The 25,058-nt window shown below is 46.3% G+C and carries 24 protein-coding genes and 1 pseudogene; 16 read left to right on the top strand and 9 right to left on the bottom strand.

Annotation, left to right across the window (positions count from 1 at the left end; all coding sequences use genetic code 11):
- The 6 genes from HF974_10170 to HF974_10145 form a co-directional block, all read right to left on the bottom strand.
- The coding region (locus HF974_10170; GenBank protein ID MBC2698672.1) for an AarF/ABC1/UbiB kinase family protein at positions 1–1,482 on the bottom strand (1,482 nt) is incomplete at its 3' end.
- Positions 1,483–1,542: 60 nt separating this feature from the next.
- A complete protein-coding gene (gene purQ / locus HF974_10165; protein ID MBC2698671.1) occupies positions 1,543–2,235 on the bottom strand; it encodes a phosphoribosylformylglycinamidine synthase I in 693 nt (230 codons plus the stop codon).
- The gene (gene purS, locus HF974_10160; protein ID MBC2698670.1) at positions 2,232–2,483 is read right to left on the bottom strand and encodes a phosphoribosylformylglycinamidine synthase subunit PurS; all 252 of its coding nucleotides are present in this window, start codon (positions 2,481–2,483) and stop codon (positions 2,232–2,234) included. The genes purQ and purS overlap by 4 nt, the downstream gene beginning before the upstream one ends.
- 67 nt (positions 2,484–2,550) lie before the next feature.
- A complete protein-coding gene (locus HF974_10155) occupies positions 2,551–4,251 on the bottom strand; it encodes an arginine--tRNA ligase (GenBank protein ID MBC2698669.1) in 1,701 nt (566 codons plus the stop codon).
- Positions 4,252–4,324: 73 nt separating this feature from the next.
- Positions 4,325–4,858: a hypothetical protein gene (locus HF974_10150; GenBank protein MBC2698668.1), complete on the bottom strand. Its 534-nt coding sequence runs from the start codon at positions 4,856–4,858 to the stop codon at positions 4,325–4,327.
- A 101-nt stretch (positions 4,859–4,959) separates the two neighbouring features.
- Positions 4,960–5,472, bottom strand: a complete 513-nt coding sequence (locus tag HF974_10145; GenBank protein ID MBC2698667.1) for a hypothetical protein — start codon at positions 5,470–5,472, stop codon at positions 4,960–4,962.
- A gap of 168 nt (positions 5,473–5,640) precedes the next feature.
- Between HF974_10145 and arsB the strand changes: the two genes are divergently transcribed.
- Genes arsB through HF974_10130 form a run of 3 tightly spaced genes read left to right on the top strand, consistent with a single transcriptional unit; the run spans position 5,641 to position 7,322 of the window.
- Entirely contained in the window at positions 5,641–6,708 is a 1,068-nt protein-coding gene (gene arsB / locus HF974_10140) for an ACR3 family arsenite efflux transporter (protein ID MBC2698666.1), read from the top strand.
- Between the two features lie 16 nt (positions 6,709–6,724).
- Positions 6,725–6,907, top strand: a complete 183-nt coding sequence (locus HF974_10135; GenBank protein MBC2698665.1) for a 4Fe-4S binding protein — start codon at positions 6,725–6,727, stop codon at positions 6,905–6,907.
- A 4-nt stretch (positions 6,908–6,911) separates the two neighbouring features.
- Entirely contained in the window at positions 6,912–7,322 is a 411-nt protein-coding gene (locus HF974_10130; GenBank protein MBC2698664.1) for a thioredoxin family protein, read from the top strand.
- 145 nt (positions 7,323–7,467) lie between these two features.
- Here the strand turns inward: HF974_10130 and HF974_10125 are convergent, their stop codons facing one another.
- The gene (locus HF974_10125) at positions 7,468–8,490 is read right to left on the bottom strand and encodes a permease (GenBank protein ID MBC2698663.1); all 1,023 of its coding nucleotides are present in this window, start codon (positions 8,488–8,490) and stop codon (positions 7,468–7,470) included.
- A gap of 97 nt (positions 8,491–8,587) precedes the next feature.
- On the opposite strand from HF974_10125, the gene HF974_10120 reads away from it, so the two are divergent.
- From HF974_10120 to HF974_10060, 13 genes and pseudogenes are all read left to right on the top strand, one after another.
- Positions 8,588–8,821, top strand: coding sequence for a thioredoxin family protein (locus tag HF974_10120; GenBank protein ID MBC2698662.1), 234 nt, complete (start codon positions 8,588–8,590; stop codon positions 8,819–8,821).
- 416 nt (positions 8,822–9,237) lie between these two features.
- Positions 9,238–12,078 carry a heavy metal translocating P-type ATPase gene (locus tag HF974_10115; protein ID MBC2698661.1) on the top strand — a complete coding sequence of 947 codons (2,841 nt, stop codon included), beginning with the start codon at positions 9,238–9,240 and terminating at the stop codon, positions 12,076–12,078.
- On the top strand, positions 12,075–12,284 hold the full coding sequence (locus HF974_10110) for a hypothetical protein (protein MBC2698660.1): 210 nt from the start codon (positions 12,075–12,077) through the stop codon (positions 12,282–12,284). Before HF974_10115 ends, HF974_10110 begins: the two co-directional genes overlap by 4 nt.
- Positions 12,285–12,552: 268 nt before the next feature.
- Complete coding sequence (sucC, locus tag HF974_10105) at positions 12,553–13,671, top strand: ADP-forming succinate--CoA ligase subunit beta (protein MBC2698659.1); 1,119 nt, start codon at positions 12,553–12,555, stop codon at positions 13,669–13,671.
- On the top strand, positions 13,668–14,534 hold the full coding sequence (sucD, locus tag HF974_10100; GenBank protein ID MBC2698658.1) for a succinate--CoA ligase subunit alpha: 867 nt from the start codon (positions 13,668–13,670) through the stop codon (positions 14,532–14,534). Before sucC ends, sucD begins: the two co-directional genes overlap by 4 nt.
- Before the next feature lie 267 nt (positions 14,535–14,801).
- Positions 14,802–16,745 (top strand): acetate--CoA ligase, encoded by a 1,944-nt coding sequence (locus tag HF974_10095; protein ID MBC2698657.1) that lies wholly within the window; start codon positions 14,802–14,804, stop codon positions 16,743–16,745.
- Between the two features lie 46 nt (positions 16,746–16,791).
- Positions 16,792–17,955: a thiolase domain-containing protein gene (locus HF974_10090; protein ID MBC2698656.1), complete on the top strand. Its 1,164-nt coding sequence runs from the start codon at positions 16,792–16,794 to the stop codon at positions 17,953–17,955.
- Positions 17,955–18,290, top strand: coding sequence for a hypothetical protein (locus tag HF974_10085; protein ID MBC2698655.1), 336 nt, complete (start codon positions 17,955–17,957; stop codon positions 18,288–18,290). Before HF974_10090 ends, HF974_10085 begins: the two co-directional genes overlap by 1 nt.
- Positions 18,291–18,684: 394 nt before the next feature.
- On the top strand, positions 18,685–20,382 hold the full coding sequence (locus HF974_10080; protein ID MBC2698654.1) for a methylmalonyl-CoA mutase family protein: 1,698 nt from the start codon (positions 18,685–18,687) through the stop codon (positions 20,380–20,382).
- 8 nt (positions 20,383–20,390) lie between these two features.
- A complete protein-coding gene (locus HF974_10075) occupies positions 20,391–20,786 on the top strand; it encodes a cobalamin B12-binding domain-containing protein (GenBank protein ID MBC2698653.1) in 396 nt (131 codons plus the stop codon).
- A gap of 39 nt (positions 20,787–20,825) precedes the next feature.
- Positions 20,826–21,638 (top strand): hypothetical protein, encoded by an 813-nt coding sequence (locus HF974_10070; GenBank protein MBC2698652.1) that lies wholly within the window; start codon positions 20,826–20,828, stop codon positions 21,636–21,638.
- 134 nt (positions 21,639–21,772) lie between these two features.
- Positions 21,773–22,636, top strand: a complete 864-nt coding sequence (locus HF974_10065) for a DMT family transporter (GenBank protein MBC2698651.1) — start codon at positions 21,773–21,775, stop codon at positions 22,634–22,636.
- A gap of 77 nt (positions 22,637–22,713) precedes the next feature.
- Positions 22,714–22,944 (top strand): annotated as a pseudogene (locus HF974_10060) (succinate--CoA ligase subunit alpha).
- Between the two features lie 13 nt (positions 22,945–22,957).
- On the opposite strand, the gene HF974_10055 reads toward HF974_10060, so the two are convergent.
- Positions 22,958–24,346 (bottom strand): tetratricopeptide repeat protein, encoded by a 1,389-nt coding sequence (locus HF974_10055; protein MBC2698650.1) that lies wholly within the window; start codon positions 24,344–24,346, stop codon positions 22,958–22,960.
- 27 nt (positions 24,347–24,373) lie between these two features.
- Positions 24,374–25,058: hypothetical protein (locus HF974_10050; protein MBC2698649.1), on the bottom strand; the 685-nt coding region annotated here is incomplete at its 5' end.

The raw sequence follows: 25,058 nt of genomic DNA, 5'->3' as shown, positions 1-25,058 counted from the left end.
AAACATGTTCTGAAAAATAGAGATTATGAACCTTCGGTTCTCAATGGCATTTTCCTGTTTAGCTACATTCGCCTCCTTAAACATCTTCACACTTTCAAAAATGTCATTTATACCTGTAGGGACATTTTTCATAAGGTCATAGAAGTTATCCCATTCCATCTGGAAATCTTCTAACAACCTGGTCGGTGAATATTTTGAACGTGCAATCTCTTTGGAAAGAGTCTTGACATCACTCATAATATTATACTCTGGGTCAAGATCAAGACAGGTACTTTCTATAAGTACAAGGGCCCTTTCCAGGAGTGAGAAGGTCCTCGGCAGGGATAGGTCATATTTCAGTGCAAGTTTGACAAAATCATCACTATGGCGTTCGCCCTTACCATAGTGCTGTCTGGTAATAAGCTCGTCAACATCCCATTTGAAGGCATGGATATCGATATCATCCGGGCTTTTACGTGCCAGTTTAAGGAATGATCTGGCCGCCAGATCCACATCTTTTATATAGACACCATAGAATATCGAGTACATTCCTTTTTTGATCTCCGAGTCCAGTTTACCCACTGCGCCGAAATCCAGGTATGCGATGCCGCCATCCTTCATTACAAATATGTTACCGGGATGAGGATCAGCATGGAAGTATCCATCAATGTAAACCATCCTTAGAAAGCTGGACGAGATGAGTTTTGCGATCCTCTTTCTTTTATCCAAACTAAACGTCCTGAAATCCCTTAGCGGCACTCCATAGATATGTTCCATTACCAGTATTTTATCACTTGTAAGTTCCCAGTATACTTTGGGAATGCGAACCTGTTTGATATTCTTGTAATTCTCCCTGAAACGTTCCATATTAAGGGCTTCATTGCGGTAATCAAGTTCACGGTTAAGCATTATTTTAAATTCCTCAAGGAAACCGTCGATATCGATCTGGGTTTTGATCCTCAGGAGTTTTACAAAGATGAACTTAAGGTCATAGAGTATATCCAGGTCAAGATTGATCACGTCCATCATACCAGGCCTGGCGATCTTGACCACCACATTCTCCCCATTCAATACAGCTTCATATACCTGGGCAATAGAGGCACTGGCTATTGGCTCTGTGTTAAATTTATCAAAAATATCTATGGAATATCTCCCGGTTTCTTTCGATCCGGGACAGAAACCCAAACTTAATGCTGGCTGCATTCTTTCAAAATCATAGGGCTTTACCATTTCCTGGAGCTTCTCAAGTTCTTTGCCATATTCAATTGGTATAATATCAGGTCGTTTGCTCATGGCCTGGCCGAGCTTGATGAATGTGGGCCCCAGTTCCTCAAATGCCATACGCAATTTGACGGAATTTGACTTGCGATCAAAGTCGATAGGACAGGTACAAAGATCCACAGATTCTTGTTTCTGCTTATATTCTTTTAATAAAATGCTGTAAAGTTTATATTTATGAAAAACCTGCAGGATTTTAATATACCGTTTGATCTTGTTAAACATCTCACTAAATATTTGTGTGTATATGCTTATAAAGATAGTCTTTCCAGATACCAGCAATAACTAAAATGATGAAATATATTCCACCATCGAGTCGAATATCTTTTTACCATCCTTGGAACCGAGAATATTTTCAGATGCCCGCTCCGGATGAGGCATCATCCCAAGTATGTTACCCTGCTCATTAAGGATTCCCGCAATGTTCTCACTGGACCCGTTGGGGTTTGCCTCACTGGTAGCATTACCCTGCTCATCCACATACCTGAATGCGACCCTGTCCTGTGAGTTAAGTTCGGATAAGGTGTGCTCTTGTGCAAAATAATTGCCTTCCATGTGTGCAATGGGTATCCTGATGACCTGGCCTTTTTTGAAAGAATTTGTGAACGGGGATGTATTATTATCCACCCTCAGGTTGACCCGATCACACCTGAACTTCGGGTAGCAGTTGGTCATAAGTGCACCAGGCAATAATCCAGATTCCACCAGTATCTGGAACCCGTTACATATACCCACTACAGGCAGTCCCTTATCCGCCATCTTCCTGACCGAATTCATAATGGGTGCCCTGGCAGCTATAGCGCCTGCCCGCAGGTAATCGCCGTACGAGAATCCTCCGGGAACTACCACGCCATCATATCCTTTTAGTTCGTCCTTGTACCAAACAAGTTCGGCATCCACGCCCACAACCTCAGTGAGCACATACTGCACATCATAGTCGCAATTGCTGCCGCCGAACTGGAGTACAGCGATCTTCATCCTGATTCCTCTATTTCTATATCATAATTATGTATCACAGGATTTGCCAGCAGCCGCCTGCACATCTCATCCACCCTGGATTTGGCCTCATCCCTGGAAGGCGCATCAAGTTCGAGAACAAAACATTTTTGCATTTCCAGTGAATCAGTTGGAAATCCCAGGTGTTCGAGTGCCTTCTGGATAGTAGTAGCTTCGGGATCAAGCATCCCGCTTTTTAGCCCGATGGTAACTTCGGCATGGTATTTCATTTTGTAGACCTCAAAATCTGATCACCTGTGATAGGAGCAGAATGATAATTACTTTTTCGGTATTTCTTTACATATTCTCTGGTGCATGTAAGCCCAGAGTGTCAAGCACGATTGATAACACATTCCTTGCACAGTCCACCAGTACCAGCCTTGAATCCCGCAGGGAGACTTCGGCATTTAGCACAGGTACGTACCTGTAGAACTGGTTGAAAGAATCGGCCACTTCCCTTGCATATGTGGCAAGATGATGGGGTTTTAGATCCACAGCTGCCGTATCGATAACTGCAGTAAGGCGGGCCAGATGTTTTATTAGTTCGATTTCCTGGTCTTCCACCAGTATGGATATGTTATGTTTAAGGTCTGCCAGCTTTACACCTGATCCTTTAGCATTGGCCAGTATGCTGCATGCCCGGGCATGGCTGTACTGGATGAACGGGGCACCCTGTTTCTCAAAATCCAGTGCCTCACGCCAGTCAAACACCGTGGATTTTTCTGGTGACACCTTAACAACATCATACCTGACTGCTCCTATACCCACGAAGTTCGCTACTTCCTGCTTAAAATCATCTGATGTGTCAGGCCTGCGTTTCTCCACTTCCACCATTGCCTGGGTATTTATCTGGTCCAGCAGTTCATCGGTACTGATGAACTTACCCCGCCTGGTGCTCATACTGCCTTCGGGCAGGGATACGAACTCGAAGATCACGATCTCAGGTTCGTTCTCATCAAGTGCATTCAACACTGCTTTCAACTGACCGGATATCAGTTTATGGTCCGCTCCCAGCACATCTATCATCCTGTCGCAGTGTCCGGCCTTCCATAGGTGGTATGCCAGGTCCCTGGTTGTGTACAGGGATGTGCCGTTACTGCGCTGTATCACCAGTTTTTTCTCAAAACCATAATCAGACAGATCGACCATCAGGGCACCATCATCAATGACAGTCCTGCCCGTATCCTTTATTCGGCTCACTGTGGTGCTGACACTGCTATTACGGACATATGTGGATTCCCAGGCAAATGAATCATGGTGGATGTTCATGCGCCCCAGGGTCTGTTTGATACCTTCCATGGCAAGATCAACAGCATGTTTGAAGCGCTCTGTCACGTCCGGGTCACCGTGTTCGATGCGCTGGATCAGTTCATCGATCTCGGCCTTTTTATCAGGTTCGTCGTTCAACACCCTGTTTGCCTGGATATAGATGTCTGCGATGGCATGGTCTGATTTCTTTTCAGTATCAAAATCAAAATGCTCCAGCGCCCATGAGACAATGGCTATCTGCCTGCCCATGTCATTGATGTAGTACTGGGTCTCCAACTCATACCCTGCTTTTTCCAGGATGCGTCCAAGTGTATCCCCGATAATGGAATTGCGGATATGTCCCACATGCAGGGGGCCGTTGGGGTTGGCAGAGGTGTGCTCCAGAATGACTTTTCCGCGCCCGGTCTGGCTCCCGTAATCGTGTCCCTGTGCTCGTATGGCAGACACGGTCCGGTCCAGGAAGGTCTGGTTGATAAAGAAATTGAGATACGGCCCCTTTGTTTCAACTCTGTCGATAAGTCCGTTTTCAGGTACATTGATGGATGCAGCCAGCATTGAGGCTATATCAGCCGGGCTTTTCCTGCATACCGGAGCCAGCCTGAACGCTACCGATGAGGCAATATCTGCATGGACCGACTCCTCAAGGCTCAGGTATGTTACTTCCAGACCGTTTGATTCAAGGGCAGAGGTCAAGGCTTGGGTAACCTGTGATTTAAATTGTAAGAACATGGTTCATCAGCGTCCTGGTATTTAAGGGGGTGTAGATAGATGGCCATCTACATAATTGTATCTTTGTGATGACTTATTCCTTGGTTCTATGTGTCAGAAAAGCAAGGATAAGCACCATAAAGGCAGTCAATATTCCAGGGCCTGGCAGTTCACCCAGGCTTTTGAAAAAATCATTACTTCCAGTTTCAGGCATATCCTTTGGTATATCCTGGGTATCTATTATCTCAGCGGAATCATCACCTATCACTGCTATCCGGATGGTGACAGTGGGTTTTTCAAGCAGATGGAAATTGTAAACCCCGGGCTCATCAAGCTGCAGTCGGGTGCGCTGCCTGAAGGACATGTATGATTCATTTGTAGCTTCACCGGTGGTCTCATTCACGAAAATGTTCTTGTCACATATCAATGTGAACCAGCGTCGGTTCCTGTCATTATTGAAAAAGGAGATGTTCTGGCCCTGCTGGAAGGTGGTTCCTTCAGGATACACAGAGAACCCTTCTGTGGGTTCCTCTGCTACAGGTACATTTATCGTGATGACAGGGTCAATGGCCCAGACAGGCTGGATGATTGCAAGGAGTATCAGTACAGTAATGGTTTTCTTCAGCATACACATCACCACTGAGTAATTTCATACATCATAATTTGTAATTATTCAGCCCTTCTCTCATTTAATAATTATTTTTCGTCTCAGGCTTTCAATAATTCAGTCTATTCTTTTTTTCTTACTATCATGATAGCGAGAATAAGCATCATTAATGTAGCAATTGTGCAAAAACCAGGTATATCTTTCATGGCTGCCCATGGATTATTTTCCTCTACAACTTCCTGTTCATGGGAAGGGGACTGGTTTGCCTGAGGCTCATTGTCGGAATCGTAATCTACAACTGTTAACTGAACTGTAACTGTCGGTTTTTCTTCCAGATAGAAATTATAAGTTCCAAGGTCATCAAATTGTACGGATAAACTTCTTCTGAATGTCAGGATGTTTGGAGGAAACAGGTTTTCTTCACTGACCAGGGTAAATGGTCTTCTGTGCAGATCCTCGTTCTTAAATGTAACAGTCTGACCTTGTTCTACTATATTTTCAAATGGATACATCAGGACAAAACCCCCGGTTTGGTTCTCCAGGGTTCCAGGTCTGATATAGATAAGTAGATCCGAGGCTGTAACAGGCTGCATAATTACTATCAAAGCCAGGATTAAAATTATTGTTCTTAACATAGTAATCCTCAACATATATGTAAATATATTTAGACATGTTATAGTATAAATATTGCTCTCCCATCATTACTGCTGATAAGTGTGTCCCGGTCGTTTTCAGAAAAATATATACGTGATCATTTCAATAATCATTGAAATGCCACATAACCCGATATTTGGTGCAAAAAAATGTCAGACAAGAAGAAATTAGGATTCTTTGAGAAATATCTCACAATGTGGATAATTGTCTGTATCATTGCAGGTCTTTTATTAGGCAAGACATTTCCAGCAGTGGCAACTTCTATCAATTCAATGCAAGTATACAGTGTATCCCTGCCCATTGCAGTTCTGCTGTTCTTTATGATTTTTCCTATCATGGTGCAAATTGATTTTAAACAAGTCATTAAAGCTGGTAAGACACCCAAACCTGTTTTAACAACATTATTCGTAAACTGGGGGATAAAGCCCTTTACAATGCTTTTTTTTGCCTGGGTCTTTATGAAAGTAATATTCACTCCATTCTTACCAGATACTGTTACACCTACGTTGATGGGAGATATGGACCTGCCCTCGCAATACTTTGCCGGAATGGTATTATTGGGCATTGCTCCTTGTACGGCTATGGTGCTCGTGTGGGGTTATCTGGTAAAAGGTAATCAGGGTCATACACTGGTCATGGTTGCCATCAACAGTCTGGTCATGTTAATATTATATGCACCCATGGCACGATGGTTATTGGGGGTCGGTGAAATCTTAGTGCCCTGGCAGACCATAGCTCTGTCAGTGGGATTATATGTAGGTGTGCCGTTGGTGGCAGGCTACTTTTCCAGAAAAGAGCTGCTTATGAGAAAAGGTGCCGATTGGTTTGGGAATACATTTTCCCCTGTGATGCACAATATTGCTATTTTAGCATTGCTGATAACCCTGATCACTCTGTTTAGTCTTCAGGGTGACGTGATCATTAAGGAACCTTTAGTCATATTGATGATAGCTGTACCGCTGTTGATCCAGGTGTTTTTCATCTTTATCCTTGGTTACGGCATATCCGGATTAATTGGTCTGTCATATGAAGATGCAGCGCCTACCGCACTGATAAGTGCGAGTAATCATTTTGAAGTGGCAATTGCTGTATCCATCATGCATTTTGGTCTTAACTCGGGTGCTGCATTGGCAACAGTAGTTGGAGTCCTGATTGAAGTACCGGTAATGCTGGCACTTGTAAAGATATGTCTTAAGTCCAGGAATTTATTTAATTGAAATATATGGAGAAGTCATGGTTAAATTGATAATCGATGAAGCAAAATGTAACGGCTGCGGCGATTGTGTAAAAGTGTGCAAGAGCCGGAGCCTGGAAATACATGATGGAGTATGTATTGCGACCAAGCCGGATGAATGCAAACTCTGTATGCTGTGTAAGGTAACCTGCCCAAGCAGGGCCATTGAGATCGAGGTATGAACTTATGGATAAAAAGGAAGGGTGCAGTTGTTTTAATGCTGCCCTCGTGGACTATGCCCTGAAGAAAAAGAAAAGCAGCCTGCACGAGGTCACATGTCCGGTGTGCCACAAGACCTTTACCACAAACTGTGAAGGGGATGAAGTAGTATGTTTTGACTGCCGGAAAGGTCTCAAGCACAAGGTCGAAGTGCTGGGTATAGGGGGAAAGCAGTACAATGATACGCTGAATGCGGTAGTGCAAGCTGTGCTGGGGACAGAGTTTCGGGTCATACCTGTAACAGATATTGAGAGCATAATGACCTACGGGGTGGCTGTTACTCCTGCTGTGGTGGTTGACGGTAAGGTGATGTGTGAAGGGAAGGTGCCTGAAAATAGTGAGATATGTGAGTGGATTGGTAAACAAGGCGGTAGCTGAAAAAAGCTTGCTTAACAATCTGATTGATGGTCCCGATATAGGATTATTCTCAATTGTCCCACATTTGCTGCACCGACACAGGGAAATATACCCACGTTGCCGGATTTGCAGTAACATTGTATGGTTTCCATTTATCTCACCTCTATCACGCAACCATATTTCCAAAAATGATCCCTGATACAAGGGCTGCAAATATCACCAGGGCAATGTAAAGACCTGTTCTTTTTGTGCCCATTATCCTGGATATTACGATCATATTGGGCAGGCTGAGAGCCGGCCCGGCCAGCAGCATGGTCAGTGCAGGTCCCTTGCCCATACCCAATTTTGTCAATGCACTGATTATGGGCACCTCAGTAAGTGTGGAGAAATACATTAATGACCCCGAGACCGAAGATATCAGGTTTGCTGAAATACTATTTCCTCCCACCAGGGTTGCGACAAATTCACCTGGCAGCACGGCTACTATGACACCTGCCAGGAACACTCCCGCAAACAGCAGGGGCGTAATCTGTTTTACCAGGAACCAGGTCTCTTGCATCCAGTTTTTTAATTCTTCACGTGTGTACCAGAGCCATGACAGTGCAATGGTTATCAGGACGAGCAGTATAACTGCCGCTTTTTCTAACATCGTTGCCGCTATTCCCGCAAAGACCAGGATTGCCAGCAGCAATATGAAAATAATGGTGGTTCTTATATTTCTGTCATCACCGTTAGTTTTAAAGCCTGGCATTTTATTGTGATTCTGGAAAACAACTGACATGGTAAGCCCGATAACAACAGATAACCCAATGGCAGCTACGGCCCTTGCCACTCCTATATCAAAACCCAGTATTTTTGCCGTGTACACGATGGCAAGCAGGTTGATGGCGGGAGCCGAGTAGAGGAAGGTAGTGGCCGGCCCTATGCCAGCCCCACGTTTGTAGATGCCTGCAAACAGCGGCAGTACTGTGCAACTGCAGACTGCCAGCATTACGCCGCTGATGGCAGCGACCGGGTAGGTAATATATTTTGGCGAATCAGCGCCAAAGTATTTGAGCACCGACTCTTTTGAAAAGAGGGAAGCAATGGCACCTGCCAGAAAGAAGGCCGGTATCAGGCACAGGAGCACATGAAGGGCTAAGTACTCACGAAGGGCATCAATTCCGGCAGATAATAATGTATCCAACATAGTATTTCAAATCATATTGAAATGATTATACTTAAGTATTATGGTTTCAATAAATATTGAAGCAATCATAATTGAAAGATTTTAAAGAGGGATAAGTTTGAAGATCGAAATATTAGGAACTGGCTGTGCAAAATGCAAAAAGGTCACTGATAATGTTAAGCGGGCTGTGGATGAGTTGGGTCTTGACATCCAGGTGGATAAGGTCGAGGACATCAACCGGATACTGGATTACGGTGTGATGATGACACCTGGGATTGTGATAGACGGCGAGGTGAAGGTCGCTGGTAAAATACCTGATGTCAAGCAGATCAAGCAGTGGATAACCGGATGACTAAAAGACTTTTGTATCTTAGTTCTCAGGCAATCTGAGATTCTTGTATATTGTGTATCCCTTTCAAATTAAATGGTAATTGATCATATTGCTCGGAATTTAGAGACACAGATTACACTGGTTACACAGATTAATAGTTGTTGTGAAAATCAGTGTAATCTGTGTCTATATTAATTTTGCATTTTGCCATACCTTTTAAAATGGATGCTCTATTATGAGTAATTGGTTCCTGTTTCTTCAATAGATTGAAACGTTTATTTTGGAGAAGATGTCATGGATGTGGAGGTTACCCTTGAGCCGGGATAAGCAAAAGTTTATTACGATTCTGGGAAGATTGATATTAGGGATCTGAAAGGGGTCATAGTAAAGAGCGGTTACAAAGTATAATTTTTATCAAGAGCCCTGGAGGTTTTTAAGTGGAATATGTGAGAATTAAGGTCGAGGGGATGACCTGCCAGCACTGCCAGATGCTGGTCCATGATGCCATTGCGGCCCTTGACGGTATCACTATGGTAAAGGTTGACCTTGAAACTGGCCAGGTCGTAGTTTCCTACGATTCCTCCATGATAGATATTGAACAGATAAAACAGGCGGTGCGCGACACCGGATACCAGGTGGTAGAAGAAGAAGAAACCTGTCCGGTTCCCACTCTTGATGGTATGAAGCTTATGACCGAAGGCATAGCCAGGGAACGTGTTACGACTGAAGCAAAAGATGAGGCACCACGACCCAAAACCGCACAATCTCCACCACACAAGACCGAATTATCCCCTCCTGACAGGACTGAGAATACCACCATAGGCGTCACAGGTATGACCTGTGGGTCCTGTGTCCAGAAGATCGAGAAAGGCCTGGGTAAAATCCCCGGTGTCATCAAGGCGGTGGTGAACCTGACCACAGAAAAAGCAGTCGTGGAATACGACCCGGCGCAGGTCGGTCCCGGGCAGTTCACCAAAACCATCACTGATCTGGGTTATGGTGTGGTTGGTAAGAGTGTCACTTTGCATATAACTGGTATGACCTGTGCCTCATGTGTCCAGAACATTGAGCGGGGTCTGGAAAAATTGGATGGTGTCTTGAAGGTCTCAGTGAATTTGACCACTGAAAAAGGTACTGTGGAATTCGACCCAGGCAGAATAACAGTACAGGATATTATTAAAGCTGTTACCGATATCGGATACGGGGCAGAGGAAATTAAAGGTGTGGATGTGGACAGGGAGCGGGAAGCCCGGGAAAAGGAGATACTATCCCAGAAGCGCAACCTCATCCTCGCGTTGATACTGGCAGTACCGGTATCCGTCGGCGAGATGGGGCAGAACATCGCCCCGCTGGTAAATGCCCTACCCGGTATTATGGGATTTTTAGGTAACGATTATTTCCAGTTCATATTTGCCACACTGGTAATGCTACTGCCCGGACGGCAGTTCTTCTCAGGTGCCTACAAGGGGCTGAAGCATGGTGCTACTGACATGAACCTGCTGATTGCGGCGGGCACTGGTTCGGCCTACCTCATCAGTACGGCCAGTGTGTTCCTTGACCTGGGCGCGGGATTCGAGCACAAGTACTTCGGTACTGCTGTGATGCTGATCGCGTTCATTGTGCTGGGGCGCTACATGGAGGCAAACTCCAGGGGCAAGACCTCTGAGGCCATTAAAAAACTGATGGGGCTGCAGGCCAGGACCGCCCGCATCGTGGTGGACAAAATAGAGCGTGAAGTACCCATTGAGGATGTGAAGCCGGGCGATATCGTGGTTGTACGTCCGGGTGAGAAACTGCCTGTGGACGGTACTGTGATAGAAGGACGCTCGGCCCTGGATGAGAGCATGCTGACAGGTGAGAGCATCCCGGTGGAGAAGAACGTGGGCAACGAGGTCATCGGTGCTACCATCAACAAGACAGGGTCGTTCAAGTACAGAGCCACCAGGGTCGGTGCAGATACGGCACTGGCACAGATAATCAAACTGGTGGAGGATGCCCAGACCAGCAAGGCACCCATCCAGAGGATTGCCGATATTGTGGCAGGTCATTTCATAGTTACAGTTATGAGTATTGCACTTGTTGCGTTCTTTTACTGGTACTTCATCGGGTTCGAGAGGTTGGATATTGCTGCAAATTATGGGATTGCCAGTCCGTTTTTAGCAGCGCTGCTGATTGCCATTACCGTGCTGGTCATTGCCTGCCCGTGTGCAGTGGGACTGGCCACGCCTATAGCCGTAATGGTTGGTACAGGCAAGGGTGCAGAGAATGGTATTCTTATTAAGGGCGGCGAGGCGCTGGAGACGGCACAGGATCTGGATATTATTGTGTTTGACAAGACCGGTACACTGACCAGGGGTGAGCCACAACTGACAGACGTGGTACCTGTTAGCGGGGTCAGTGAAGATACGGTGCTCATGCTGGCTGCCGTTGCCGAGAAGGGCTCCGAGCACCCGCTGGGTGAGGCCATAGTGAAGGGGGCTGCGGCCAGGGGAATTGATATTCCGGACGGACAGGACTTCAATGCCATCGCAGGACACGGGGTCCAGGTGACCTATGAGGGCAGCAGGGTGCTGCTTGGTACCCGGAAGCTCATGACTGATAACGGGATGGACCCGGCGCCATTGAACAATATCATGGAAGCGATGGAGAATGACGGCAAGACTGCCATGCTCATAGCTAAGGATAACGAGATCATGGGTGTCATTGCAGTGGCAGATACCCTGAAGGAACATTCGGCAGAGGCTGTGGAATATTTGCAGGAAATGGGTATCACCACTGTGATGATCACTGGCGACAACAGGCTAACGGCAGAGGCTATTGCCAGGCAGGTGGGTATCGACCGGGTGCTTGCAGAGGTGCTGCCCCGGGATAAGGCATCGGAAGTGAAGAAACTGCAGGCTGAGGGGCAGAAGGTGGCAATGGTGGGTGACGGAATCAATGACGCACCGGCACTGATGCAGGCTGATATTGGAATTGCGCTTGGCAGCGGTACGGACGTTGCCATGGAATCGGCGCAGATAGTACTTATCAAGGACGACCTGCGGGACGTGGTGTCCGGCATTGAGCTGAGCAAGCGGACAATGGGCAAGATAAAGCAGGGTCTGTTCTGGGCTTTTGCCTACAACACGGCAGGTATTCCTATTGCAGTGGGCCTGTTCGGGCCGTATGTGATCGCTCCGGCACTGGCGGCGCTGTTCATGGCTATGAGTTCGGTGTCTGTGACTGCTAATGCGCTGCTGCTCAAGCGGTTCAAACTGAAGCGGCAGGAGGCGGTATGATTATGGCGGTACAGTTTGCAAAGACGTTTGGTTTTAGTGCTGTGACAGCGCTGGCAGTGGGTGCGTTGTTCTATGTGCTGTCGGCGGGGAAGAGTGCGGTTTCGGTGGCGTATACGGTGAATGATACTTACCTGGGTACGGTGTTCGTGTTTGTGCTGGCGCTGATCATCGGGCTGGCGGTGTGGCCGAGGGTGCTGGAGAAGTAGAGGCTGCGTAAAGCAAGGAAGAGTAGCCGATGGATGTCGTTTGCAATCTTTTACTTAATCCCTTATTTGTTTTCTCTGTTTTCTCTGTGCACTCTGTGGTTATAAACCGTTTCAGGAAATAACAATAAGTCTCTAAAACCCATACCAAAACCCTAACACGTCATTGAACATTTAATGAACGCCGCCCAGTGCAAAACCCAATGGTACTTACAGGGCAATTAAATATGTAGTGTTTCTAAATACAAGACAAAAAGGAAGGCAGTAAACGATGAAGCTTCATGAATACCAGTCAAAAGAGATATTCAGAAATTACGGTATCCCCACACCTGAAGGAATTATGTGCAACACGCCTGAAGAGGCATCAAAGGCAGTCCGGCAGTTCCAGACAGCAGCTATTAAGGCCCAGGTGCTGGTGGGAGGCAGGGGGAAAGCAGGCGGTATCGCAATTGCCACGCCTGAAAATGCCACAGAAACTGCCTTACGTATCATGGGTCTTACCATTAAGGGCCTGCCGGTGGGAAAGGTACTGGTAGAGCAAAGTGTGGACATCAAACAGGAATTTTATCTTTCAATTGCACTTGATCGCACTTCCAGGCGTCCCCTGTTGATAGCCAGCGCCAGTGGTGGTGTGGATATTGAAGAGGTGGCAAGAACATCGCCTGATCTCATACATAAAGAATTGATCGACCCGGAAACGGGTCCACAGCCCGAACAATTAGAACATACGGCAACAGGGCTGGGTATTTCAGATGTAACTTCTTTATCAGGGATGGTCAACAGCCTATATACAATCTATGACGAACTTGACTGTACACTGGCAGAGATAAATCCCCTTGTCTTAACAGGGGACGGGGGATTGGTGGCCCTGGATGCAAAGATAAATATCGATGACAACGCCCTGTTCCGCCAGCTTGCTATGCAGCAATTGTATGAAAAAAACCTGGAAGACCTGGACCCCCTGGAAGTACAGGTCAAGAAGCTGGGGATGAGTTATGTGGCAATGGATGGTGATATCGGATGTATAGTGAACGGGGCTGGCCTGGCACTGGCCACGCTTGACATGATCAGCAGGGAAGGCGGCACTCCTGCCAATTTTATGGACGTGCGGGGTGGTGCGGATGCTTTCCATGTGGGACGGGCCGTGGAGATCACTGCTTCCAACCCGCGTACTAAAGTGATGCTCATTAACATGTTCGGCGGCCTGACCCTGTGCGACGAGATCGCTGAGGGCATCCATGATACCTTGCAGGGACTGGATATTCCGGTAGTCGTCAGGTTGACAGGGACGAACCAGGAAAAGGGCTGGGAGATATTAAAAGATGCAAAGGTGTCTGTTGCCCAAAGTACGGCAGAAGCGGCTGGTATTGCTGTGGGGTTGGTTTCATGAGCTTACTGGTGGACCGGGACACCCGGCTTGTTGTGCAGGGTATTACAGGTAATGTAGGTACTCTTGAGACCAGGTTTATGCTGCAATATGGCACAAAGGTTGTAGCAGGTGTTACACCGGGCAAGGGCGGCCGGGTGGTGGAAGGGGTGAGCGTATTTGATTCCATGCCAGAAGCAGTGGACACTACAGATGCAAATGCATCTATTATTTTCGTACCTCCGCCCCATGCAGCATGTGCCATCCTGGAGGCTGTGGATTCCGGTGTATCGCTGGTCGTGTGCATTACTGAAGGGATACCTGTTAAGGACATGGTACGGGTGTTCAGGAGCATTGAAGACTCGGATGTTAGGCTGGTAGGCCCCAACTGTCCCGGCATCACCACACCGGGCGAGGCAAGGGTGGGTATCATGCCGGATTCTATCTTTTTAAAAGGTAATGTGGGTGTGGTATCCCGTAGCGGCACACTTACCTATGAAGTGGTGGATGCGTTAAGCAGGCAGGGCATAGGCCAGTCCAACTGTGTGGGTATCGGCGGCGACCCGCTTATCGGCACCTCGTTCATTGATGCACTTGAGATGTTCGAGAATGACCCTGGAACTTCGGAAATTGTGATGATCGGTGAGATAGGGGGTACGGCCGAGCAGGAGGCTGCTGAATACATCAGGGAACATGTGGACAAGCCCGTTGTGGGTTATGTAGTGGGTGTGAGCGCCCCGCCCGGCAAGACCATGGGCCATGCCGGTGCCATTATCAGCGGGGGCGGCGGGACTGCGAAGGAGAAGATCGAGGCGCTGGAGAGTGCGGGGGTGGCGGTGGCTGATAGTCCTGTGGATGTGGCCGGGAAAATAAACAGCTTGATTTAACCTGACATAGTCAGATTTTTCTAAAAGATAAAAATTGAGAAGTATCAATATTAACGGATGAACGCGAAAATGATAGGAAATTTACTGATGCCTCTGGCGTAGCTGCTAAAGGCAATGTTTTCATAAGTGATGTCAGGGGCCAGGTAAGTTGGGATATGAACGAGTCATCTAAAACCGACAACAACGTCCGAATCCCTGTCCGGGAGTTCAGATATGAGTGTGACCGTTATACTCACTGTAAAGTAGCTCAAAAGAGGGAAGAATACTATGAATGAGAAAATAAAAATGCAAATAATACCTCCCCATGTAGGTCGTTTCATAAAGTGGGGGGAAGAAGACTTCGAATCATTTTGGGAAGAAGTGGCAGTAAAAGCCCAGGACGAGATTTACTGGTTTAGAAAGTGGGACAAGGCATTTAGCTGGGATGAAGACATCTTCAAGTGGTACGCGGGCGGTATTACAAACATTTGTTACAATTGTGTGGATTACAATATAGAAAAAGGCAGAGCAGGCAGAGCAGCATTAATCGCCGAGTCAGGAGAAACAGATGAAATCAAAGTTGTGACCTATGGACAGCTTCTTGCAATGGTGATGGAATGTGCATCTGCTTTGAGGGGCATAGGCGTGAAAAAAGGAGATCGGGTAGCGATCTATATTCCTACATGTATCGAATCTGTCGTGGCTATGCTTGCATGTGCAAGAGTCGGAGCCATTCATGTTGTAATATTTGCTGGATTTTCCGGAAAAGCTGTAGCTGACCGTCTTAAACTCACAGGTGCAAAATACATTCTTACACAAGACGAGGGGACAAGAAGAGGAAAAACAATACCACTTAAGAAAACGATTGACCAATCACTAAAAATCTATCCCGGCGAGATCAAGAAAGTTGTTGTACTCAGGAAAAACAAGAATAAAGAGATGACCTTAATGAAAGGGCAAGACATTTATTGGGAGGATTTTTTAAAAATGGGCAGAGGCAACAGTTCTGCTGTAGAGAAGATGGAATCTAACGAGCCACTTTTTTTACTTCCTACATCAGGTACTACAGCAACACCTAAGGTCACCGTCCACAACCATGGAGGATATCAAATATATATACATGCTATGGGTCAATGGATCTATAAATTAAGGGAAAGTGATGTATGGTTTTGCACGTCAGATATTGGCTGGATAGTAGGCCATAGTTACAATGTATATGGTCCGCTACTCTCCGGCTGTACCTCTATCTTGTATAACGGCACCCCCGATTATCCCAGGCGAGATATGTGGTGGGACATAATAGAAAGAAACAAAGTGACAGGTTTATGGGTATCTCCTACAGGTGTAAGAGGATTAATGAAACTTGGAATTGAAGAAGCGCGCAAGCATGACTTAAGTTCAGTAGAAAGAGTTTTCAGTGCAGGAGAGGTCTTGAATCCACCAGCGTGGCAATGGCTTTACGAAGAAGTATTTGGGAATAAAATCCCTGTAATTGATCACATGTGGCAGACCGAATCTGCAGGACCCCTAATTGCGAATCCTTATGGCTTGTCCTTATTACCTATTAAGCCTGGGTCTGCTGCAATATCTGTTCCAGGAACCAAAGTGGATATTGTAAACGAAAAAAGCGGTCATTCCATGCCTGCTGGAGAAAAAGGCATTTTAATTGTAAAAGAACCTTTCCCCGGGCTTTCACCAACTCTTTGGGAGGAACATAAGAGATACTTAAAAGAATACTGGGAAAAAATTCCATCCACAAAGAGTTATTATTCCGGAGATGCTGCTTACAAAGATGATGATGGTTACATATGGTTCGTAGGCAGATCCGATGAGGTGATAAAAATTGCTGCTCATAGAGTTGGGACTATAGAAATTGAAAATGCACTCATGTCACATCCGGCTGTCGTGGAATCGGGTGTATCAGGAGTGCCGGATGAGCTGAAAGGGCAAGTTGCATGTGCTTTTGTTGTATTAAAAAGTGGCTTTGAGCCTTCGGAAGAACTAAAAAAAGAACTCTTGCTACATGTGAGGGAAAACATGGGTCCATTTGTGGTAATCAGGGGTATCGAATTTGTGAACATGTTACCAAAAACCCGAAGTGGTAAAATAATGAGGAGAGTAATGAAAGCAATATGGACTAAAAAAGATATGGGAGATATATCCACGATCGAGGAAGAGGCTTCTGTTAATGAAATAATCGATGCGATCAAAAGGATGCAAAAATGCAATTGAGATGGTCAGGAAGTGAGAACTTGGGTAAGTCAAAGGAGTGATGCAATTGAGAGATGTAGCTATAATCGGATGCGGGATGACAAAGTTTGGGCGGCTCGAAGGTAAAGGGTTAATGGACCTCTTAGCAGAGGCTTCGCTCAGGGCGATCAACGATGCTGGTGCAGGCGATCGTGATTTCGATGCCGTTTACGTCGCAAATTTTGCAGCAGGTGAACTTACCCGCCAGACCGCGATCGCCAGTGCACTTGTGGATCAACTCAGCTTATTGCCGGCAGCAGCTGACCGGGTGGAAAACGGCCCGGCTTCGGGAGGTTCAGCTGTAAAAATGGGTCTTCTCGCCGTTGCATCCGGAGCTTATGACCTGGTGCTGGTGGCCGGAGGAGAGAAAATGACACATGTGGATACCAACGTTATCACTGACATTGTTGCGACACTGAGCCAACCCGATGTGGAGTATGTGCATGGTGTGACCCTGCCTTCGTTAGCTGCAATGTTCACAAGGCTCTACATGCAGCACCACGGCGTTACCGAAAAGCATCTTGCGATGGTGGCAGCAAAAAACCATGCAAATGCCCTCAAAAACCCATACGCCCACCTTCAAAAAGCCGTAACCATCAAGGAGATCATGAACTCGGTGATGATCGCTGACCCGCTGCGGCTCTACCACTGCTGCCCGATAAGCGATGGAGCTGCAGCTGTTGTACTTTGTCCCGCAGACGTAGCAAAAAAATACTCGGATGCGCCCGTGAGAATAGCTGGTTTCGGGCAGGCGACTGATACACATGCCGTACACGAGCGGGAAGAACCAACCGTGCTAAAGGCAGTACAGCTCGCTTCTAAACAGGCATTTGAGATGGCCGGGCTCAGGCCGAGCGATATCGACGTGGCTGAACTCCATGATGCATTTGCGATTCTTGAAATTGCACAGAGCGAGGATGCGGGTTTTTTCAGGAAGGGAGAGGGTGCAAAGGCGCTCGAAGAAGGTAAAACGGCCCTCGATGGTGAGCTGCCGATCAACCCCTCGGGCGGCCTTAAAGCCAGGGGTCACCCGATAGGGGCGACAGGCGTGGCGCAGATCATTGAGCTCGCCTGGCAGCTGAGAGGCGAGGCAAAAGAGCGGCAGGTCAGTGGCGCTAAGCGGGCCTATTGCTGCAACTTCGGCGGATTTGGAAACAATGTCGTTGTGCATATCTTGGAGAGGATGGACTGATGCAGGAGCGAATGACCGGATTCAGGTGCAAGGGCTGCAGCAGGCTGCATTACCCAAGGCATGCACGCTGCCTGAGTTGCAAGGGTACCGATTTCGAAGAGGTCGAGCTGGGCAATGAGTGCAAGTTGCTCACTTACACGAAGCTCTATGTGCTACCCGAGGGAATCGAGATGTCACCCCTGCTGCTTGGCATAGTCGAGTTTCCAAATGGTGTCAGAGCACTGGGTCAGCTGACAGGCGATGACATCAAAGTCGGCCTGCGGTTGCGACCAAGATGGGGGAAACTCAGAACGCTTGGTGAAAAGGATATTTATGGGTTCAGGTTCGAGCAGTAGATTGCCGTGGCTCAAAGACCGGGCAGTGAAGGTTTCTGGTTCTGACGTTTTCTGTGGTCACTAACGATAAGTCTTTACAGTTGTGGAAATACTGAGATTGCACATCAATCGCTATGAAATTCTAGCATCCGCAGAATCTCGATTAACAAATCTGCGTATACCAGCGGTTCGGTTCATAGTATATTCGAGTGAATTTGCGCATCATAAAACGGCATCCATGGCCGCTATCTTCCGACATATTTTGAAAACCACAGATTCCGTCAGAACCAGGAAGGTTCAAGTTCGAGCCTAAACGGTACAGCCGATAGTGTTCATACTTATGCCAACCGTTAAGGAGATATACGGGTTTCTCCTTCTTAGATATGGGGATATTGGGAAGGCATGATGGGGTGTATTGATGTTTGATGAGAAAAAATTGCAGGAAATAAAGGAGCACTGCAGCAAGTGGGAAGACGGAGTGCTTCGAAAGACTCTCGATAGTGTGGCAGAATCATGCGAGGAGTTCAGGACACTCTCAGGCATACCTGTACAGAGACTCTATCTGCCGCAGCAGAAGGATTATATGCAGGACCTCGGATTTCCGGGAGAATATCCGTACATCAGGGGGGTGCATGCAACAGGATATCGTGGTCGTTTGTGGACGATGCGCCAGTACGCAGGATACGGAACGGCTAAGGACACGAACCAGCGCTACAAGTATTTGATCGGGCAGGGGCAAACAGGGCTTAGCGTTGCGTTTGATCTGCCAACGCAGCTTGGATATGACTCAGATCATCCTCTGGCAGATGGAGAAGTTGGCAAGGTCGGCGTCGCCGTAGATTCTGTACAGGATATGGAAATTCTCTTCAGAGGAATTCCACTGGATAAAGTAACCACTTCCATGACTATCAATGCACCAACTAATGTGCTGCTAGCAATGTACATCACGGTAGCTGCGAAACAAGGTGTAGCGCAGGAAAAACTCAGGGGAACCGTGCAGAACGATATCTTTAAGGAATATGTGGCACGCGGCAACTATATATTTCCTCCAGAGCCATCGATAAGGCTCGTGACTGATATATTTGAGTATTGTGCACAACACGTGCCGAAATGGAATTCCATAAGTATAAGTGGATACCATATGCGTGAGGCAGGTTGCACAGCAGTGCAGGAAATTGCCTTCACGCTTGCAAACGGTGCAGCATATGTGGAGGCGGCTTTGGAAAGAGGGCTGCAGATCGATCAATTCGCACCGAGGCTGAGTTTTTTTTTCAACTCCCATAAGGATTTCTTCGAGGAGATTGCGAAGTTCCGTGCCGCGCGCAGGATGTGGGCAAGAATTATGCGCGAGAGATATGGAGCAAAAAATTCCTGCTCGTGGATGCTTCGCTACCATACCCAGACCGCAGGATGCTCTTTAACGGCACAGCAGCCTGAGAATAATATTATAAGATCGACATTGGAAGCGCTCGCCGCTGTTCTGGGAGGAACGCAGTCGCTCCACACGAATTCGTATGACGAGGCATATGCAACACCAACAGAAAAGGCAGTCCGGGTAGCGCTGCGAACGCAGCAGATCATCGCACATGAAAGCGGCGTTGTGAATACCGTAGACCCGCTTGCAGGCTCGTACTTCATTGAATGGCTTACTGATGAGATAGAGGAGCAGGCGATGAAGTACATGGAACGGATCCGGTCCATGGGAGAGGGAGAGTACCCGATGCTCACAGGCGTGATAAAGGGTATAGAGACAGGATTCTTCCATAAGGAGATCTCCGATGCTGCATATAGGTACCAGCGGGAGGTAGAAAGTGACGCTCGCATCGTTGTCGGGATAAACAAATTCAAGATGGAGGAGGAAAAGTTTTCTAAAACGCTGAGGGTTGATGAAGCAGTACAGCGTGCACAGATAGAAAGGTTGAAAAAGTTACGTAAAAAGAGAGATGGAAAAAAGGTGCAGGATGCACTGGAGAAGCTTGAAAAGGCAGCTGAAGGAACTGAGAATCTGATGTATCCGGTGGTGAAGTGTGCAGGTGCCCAGGCGACAGTCGAGGAGATTTGCGATGTTATGCGTTTAGTGTTTGGTGAATATAAGGAAAAAACCATATTTTAGGAGGGAACATGGAGAAAAAAAAGATTGTTGTGTTGATAGCAAAACCAGGGTTGGACGGACATGACAGGGGGGCGAAGGTTATTGCGAGAGCGCTATGTGATGCCGGGATGGAGGTTATTTATACTGGTTTGCACCGGACGCCGGAGCAGATAGTGGAGGCAGCGCTGCAGAATGAAGTGGATGTAGTAGGACTGAGTATCCTCTCGGGAGCACACATGACACTCTGTCCGAAAATAATGGAACTGCTCAAGAAGAGGGGTGTAGATGTCATTGTCATTGCCGGAGGAATAATCCCGCAGGAGGATATCCCTGAGTTGAAGAAACTGGGTATAGCGGAAATATTCACTCCCGGAGCCACTATGGAGAGTACGGTGAAGTTCATAAGGGAAAAACTGAATGCCTGATGTGCTTATAACTGAGATTCAAGTTCAGGGATATTATAGATGCCAAAAGTAGTAAGTGCTGAAACAATTTATCCTTCTAAGCTAACGCGTGAGGAGCGACAAAGTCTTAGCGAAAGTCTCTATAAGGTGCATAAACAGATTTTTACAGGCCTTAATGAAAAGGAATTTGATCATTACGTGGTTAATTCACCTGCTGATGTTACAAAAATATTTATATATCGCAATAAAAGAAAAAAAGAAGTAATAGGATATTTTGCTGTTCATCATTTTGAAAAATTTATTGATGATAAGCCTTTAGTTATTTTTAGAGCTGAAGCAGGCTTACTGCCTGAGTATAGACATAAAAATGCCAATATTTCTTTCTGGTTTAAAGAAGCAATAAAATTTAAAATACTTCATCCGAATAAAGAGGTTTACTATCTGGTTTCTCCTATCAATCCAAGCGTGTATGCCAGATTAGCAAAGTATATTTATAAAGTTTATCCAAAATATGACAGTATTATTCCTTCACAAATTGAAAAACTCATGATGCAATTGGCTGATGAGTTCGGTTTGGAAATGGTTGACAAAAACAAACCTTTTGTCAGAAAAGTGGGCTGGATAACACAGGCTTCTGAGAAGGAAAAATTATTTTGGCAAAGCTCCAATAATCTACATATAAGATTTTATATTGATCTAAACCCTGATTTCGATAAAGGCAATGGTATTCTTACACTCATGCCGTTAACTTTCTTAAACTTATTCATATCTTTTTTCAGTTTTTTTATTTTTTATACACTTAAAAGGAAGATCAGGTACAACCTCCATTTTCTTATGCAGAAAGTGGTCAGTTCTACACACATGAAGAGGTAAAGGAAATAATGGCAAAATGGCTAAAATCAATTTTATCTGGTGGTTATTTATACTGCAGCGTTTGATGCTTAAAAATTGCTGATATCCAATTGCCATACAAACTTTAAATCCTTTTCAGAGCATCACGGTACTATATGATAGGTATCGGGGAAATATCGGCAATCTTGGCCGCACTTTTCTGGTCAATATCTGCGGTGCTGTACAAGATCGGCCTGAAGGATGTGAAGCCCTTCCCGGCGGTACTGGTACGTACAGCCGCAGCAATGGGCTTCATGTTCATGCTGAATATATTGCTCTATGGTTATGATCTTACGGTGCCGTTAATGGCTTTTTTCTTTCTTTCTCTGGGTGGGCTGTTGAGGCTCCTTCTGGGGGGATACCTGTATTTCAAGGGACTGGAATATGCCTCTGTGTCCAGGGTCCAACCCCTGAAATTCACCTTTCCACTCTTCACCATTGTGCTAAGCGGATTGATACTGAAAGAGACCATTGGTCCAGGGGTGGTGATGGGAACCATCCTCATTGTCTCAGGTATATTGGTACTGAGCAGGGAGAAAGCATCGGGCAGTGAAAAAGACCCGAAGAAGGCCATTCTGTTCACTCTTGTGTCTGCAATTTGCTCTGCTTTTTCCGTAATCGCAAGCAGGACTGGTCTTTATTATGTGGAACCTTTATGGGGGACTTTCCTTAGCCTGCCCATTTCTGTGATGACCATGTATGTGCTCTTTTCGCTGGACAAGGGACCTGTTGCTGCCTTCAAGCTGGATAGGCGGTCTTCGGCCGTGATTGGCCTGGGCGGGATATTTGGTATGGGACTGGGGAGTTACATGTTCTTTGTAAGTCTTACCAATATCGGCACGGCCCAAGCCACCTCATTGGCCTCGATCACACCCTTATTCTCCAGCATTCTGGCAGTGAAGTTCCTGGGTGAGAAGGTGACATCCCGGCTTTTATCAGGAATACTCATCATAATTGCAGGGATGTGGCTGGTCATTTAAGTCCAATCGTATAAATATATTGCAAGCAATGCGGCATCTGCATCTTGATCTGTCTCAAGAATGTACTTGAACAGGTCACGGCCGAACAGGAGGCTGCTGAATACATCAGGGAGCATGTGACCAAGCCTGTGGTGGGTTATGTGGTAGGGATAAGCGCGCCGCCGGGCAAGACCATGGGCCATGCCGGTGCCATTATCAGCGGGGGCGACGGGACTACGAAGGAGAAGATCGAGTCGCTGGAGAGTGCTGGGGTGGTGGTTGCGGAGAGTCCGGGGGATGTGGCTGGGAAGATGAAGAGGATGATTTGAGTGAGTCTTTGTTTCAGGATTTAATTGATTTGAGATTCTTTTCGCAAAAGTTGATTATTCTTGGGTCCATTATCTCCTTTCCAATGTCCAGCGCCTTTTCATAGCATTCGATTGCCTTTTTTACCTGCCCCAGATTTCTGTATGCCAAGCCCAGGTTTACCAGGTGTGCTCCTTCATTGCGCCGGTCCCCTATTTCCCTTGTGATGACAATCCCCTTTTCATGATATTCGACTGCTTTTTCTATCTGCCCCAGATTGAAGTATGCATTTCCCAGGTTTCCCAGGTGCGCTCCTTCCCCTCGCCGATCCCCAATATCCCTTGAGACCACCAGCGCTTTTTCATAGTTTTCGATGGCCTTCTCCATCTTCCCCTGAGAGCTGTATGTATTCCCCAGGTCTCCAAAGCGAACCCCTTTTCCGCGCCGACCCCCAATTTCCTCTGCAATGACAAGCGCTTTTTCATAGAATTCAATTGTTTTTTCTACCTGCCCCAGATGGCTGTATGCCAACCCAAGATTTTCAAGGTGAGTTCCTTCTCCTTGCTTATCCCCGATCTCCCTTGAGATCACCAGCGCCATTTCATAGTACTCGATGGCCTTTTCTACCTGCCCGAGATGGCTGTAAGCCATGCCAAATACACCAAAAATATTGCTTGTTTTCGTTTTATCTCCTGATTTTTCTGAAAATCTTAGGGATTCTTCAAAATATTTCAGTGCTTCATCCGCATATCCCATAAGCAATTTGATAATTCCCAGATTGTAATTCCAATCACTAAACTTGGAAGCATCCTCGAATCCTTTTTCTTTGAATTCTTTCAATAATCTGGTGTAATAGTCCTGGCGCTCTTCAAGTTCTTCTTTATCTAAAAATTGCAGATCAGTTTCTCCAAAATCAGCAACCATTTTGATTAGCTCTTTCTTCTCCAGTTCAAACTCAAACACGGTCGTACGCCAGGAAAAAAAGTCCTGGGCTTCTTTGAGGATCAGGGATAACGATGCACTGTTGATCCAGAGGATTATAGTATGATTGATATCCAGGAACTCCTCACGCATCATATTAAGCAGCAAAAGCGCCTCAGATCCACCATCCGGGTTTTTCTTTTCAATTGCATCGTCAAGGCCGAATACGAAAAATGCGATTTTTTTATTCTCTTTTTTTTGAGCATTATACAGATCCGATTGCACTGCATCTCGCAAATTTTGTATAAGACTTGTGGAATTAATATCCATCCGGATGTCGTAGATAAAAACCTCATTTTCCACCTGTTGCCTGATCTCGTTATCAAGGGCATGGCGTAATACCGGTTCGTTACAGCGCACAAAAGCAATAGTCAGGTCATCAGAAATGGAAAGAAGGGTGCTCATCTCATCCAGTTTGGAAAGATGGGCGGATGTTAATTCCATATTGAATACCAATTTAAGCACCGATTGTTACAGCAGGTTCTTCTCATCCAGAATAGCGCGGACAATTGGGTTGAGGTCACACCAGGATCGTTCATTCCTGTATTCAAGTACACTGAGATTATGTAGTAGTCCCACGAGATGTTTATCCCTCTTTATATCCTTTGTCTGGTGTACCTCTTGCAACACCAGGTAATCCTCATCACTCAATTGGGCCTGATAGATGTTCTTGAGCCCGTTTACTACTTCAACGGCAATGTCCTTATCAATCAGGTCCTTCTTCCTTGTCATAGCACGTACCGCCGAATCCCTGATAATCCTGATAAATTCCCTTACCACTCCTCCGCTCATATCGATGATATACTCAAGAGCATCAGGTTCGAACATCTCCAAGCTGACCCTTTTTAATACAATCTCTTTCATGAACTCCTTTCCCTTTGGATAGGGATGTTTTGGCCCCTCACGTTCATGGATTTTGATATTAGGATGAATAAAAACATCGCTAAAGTTAATTTTTATCTGCATAAAGTTATCAGAACTTTTGAGGGATATTGGGAACGTGTAGATGATCTTGCAGAGAGGCTGGGTCAACTGGGTTGCATGATCATAAAAGAGATGCTCCGCTTTTGTAGGATCGATCTTTTCCAGGTTATCTATTATGACCAGCACCTGCCCTCCGGTTTTTTCAATCTCTGAGATGGTGTCATTAATTATA

The organism is ANME-2 cluster archaeon (genome assembly GCA_014237145.1).
Lineage (GTDB): Archaea > Halobacteriota > Methanosarcinia > Methanosarcinales > Methanocomedenaceae > Methanocomedens_A.
This window is presented reverse-complemented; position numbering and strand designations above follow the sequence as displayed.

Excerpts from the sequence above, each read along its gene's own strand:
- purQ (MBC2698671.1), bottom strand. The coding sequence starts at position 2,235 with ATGAAGATCGCTGTACTCCAGTTCGGCGGCAGCAATTGCGACTATGAT.
- purS (MBC2698670.1), bottom strand. The coding sequence starts at position 2,483 with ATGAAATACCATGCCGAAGTTACCATCGGGCTAAAAAGCGGGATGCTT.
- HF974_10155 (MBC2698669.1), bottom strand. The coding sequence starts at position 4,251 with ATGTTCTTACAATTTAAATCACAGGTTACCCAAGCCTTGACCTCTGCC.
- HF974_10150 (MBC2698668.1), bottom strand. The coding sequence starts at position 4,858 with ATGCTGAAGAAAACCATTACTGTACTGATACTCCTTGCAATCATCCAG.
- HF974_10145 (MBC2698667.1), bottom strand. The coding sequence starts at position 5,472 with ATGTTAAGAACAATAATTTTAATCCTGGCTTTGATAGTAATTATGCAG.
- arsB (MBC2698666.1), top strand. The coding sequence starts at position 5,641 with ATGTCAGACAAGAAGAAATTAGGATTCTTTGAGAAATATCTCACAATG.
- HF974_10135 (MBC2698665.1), top strand. The coding sequence starts at position 6,725 with ATGGTTAAATTGATAATCGATGAAGCAAAATGTAACGGCTGCGGCGAT.
- HF974_10130 (MBC2698664.1), top strand. The coding sequence starts at position 6,912 with ATGGATAAAAAGGAAGGGTGCAGTTGTTTTAATGCTGCCCTCGTGGAC.
- HF974_10125 (MBC2698663.1), bottom strand. The coding sequence starts at position 8,490 with ATGTTGGATACATTATTATCTGCCGGAATTGATGCCCTTCGTGAGTAC.
- HF974_10110 (MBC2698660.1), top strand. The coding sequence starts at position 12,075 with ATGATTATGGCGGTACAGTTTGCAAAGACGTTTGGTTTTAGTGCTGTG.
- sucC (MBC2698659.1), top strand. The coding sequence starts at position 12,553 with ATGAAGCTTCATGAATACCAGTCAAAAGAGATATTCAGAAATTACGGT.
- sucD (MBC2698658.1), top strand. The coding sequence starts at position 13,668 with ATGAGCTTACTGGTGGACCGGGACACCCGGCTTGTTGTGCAGGGTATT.
- HF974_10095 (MBC2698657.1), top strand. The coding sequence starts at position 14,802 with ATGAATGAGAAAATAAAAATGCAAATAATACCTCCCCATGTAGGTCGT.
- HF974_10085 (MBC2698655.1), top strand. The coding sequence starts at position 17,955 with ATGCAGGAGCGAATGACCGGATTCAGGTGCAAGGGCTGCAGCAGGCTG.
- HF974_10075 (MBC2698653.1), top strand. The coding sequence starts at position 20,391 with ATGGAGAAAAAAAAGATTGTTGTGTTGATAGCAAAACCAGGGTTGGAC.
- HF974_10070 (MBC2698652.1), top strand. The coding sequence starts at position 20,826 with ATGCCAAAAGTAGTAAGTGCTGAAACAATTTATCCTTCTAAGCTAACG.
- HF974_10065 (MBC2698651.1), top strand. The coding sequence starts at position 21,773 with ATGATAGGTATCGGGGAAATATCGGCAATCTTGGCCGCACTTTTCTGG.
- HF974_10055 (MBC2698650.1), bottom strand. The coding sequence starts at position 24,346 with ATGGAATTAACATCCGCCCATCTTTCCAAACTGGATGAGATGAGCACC.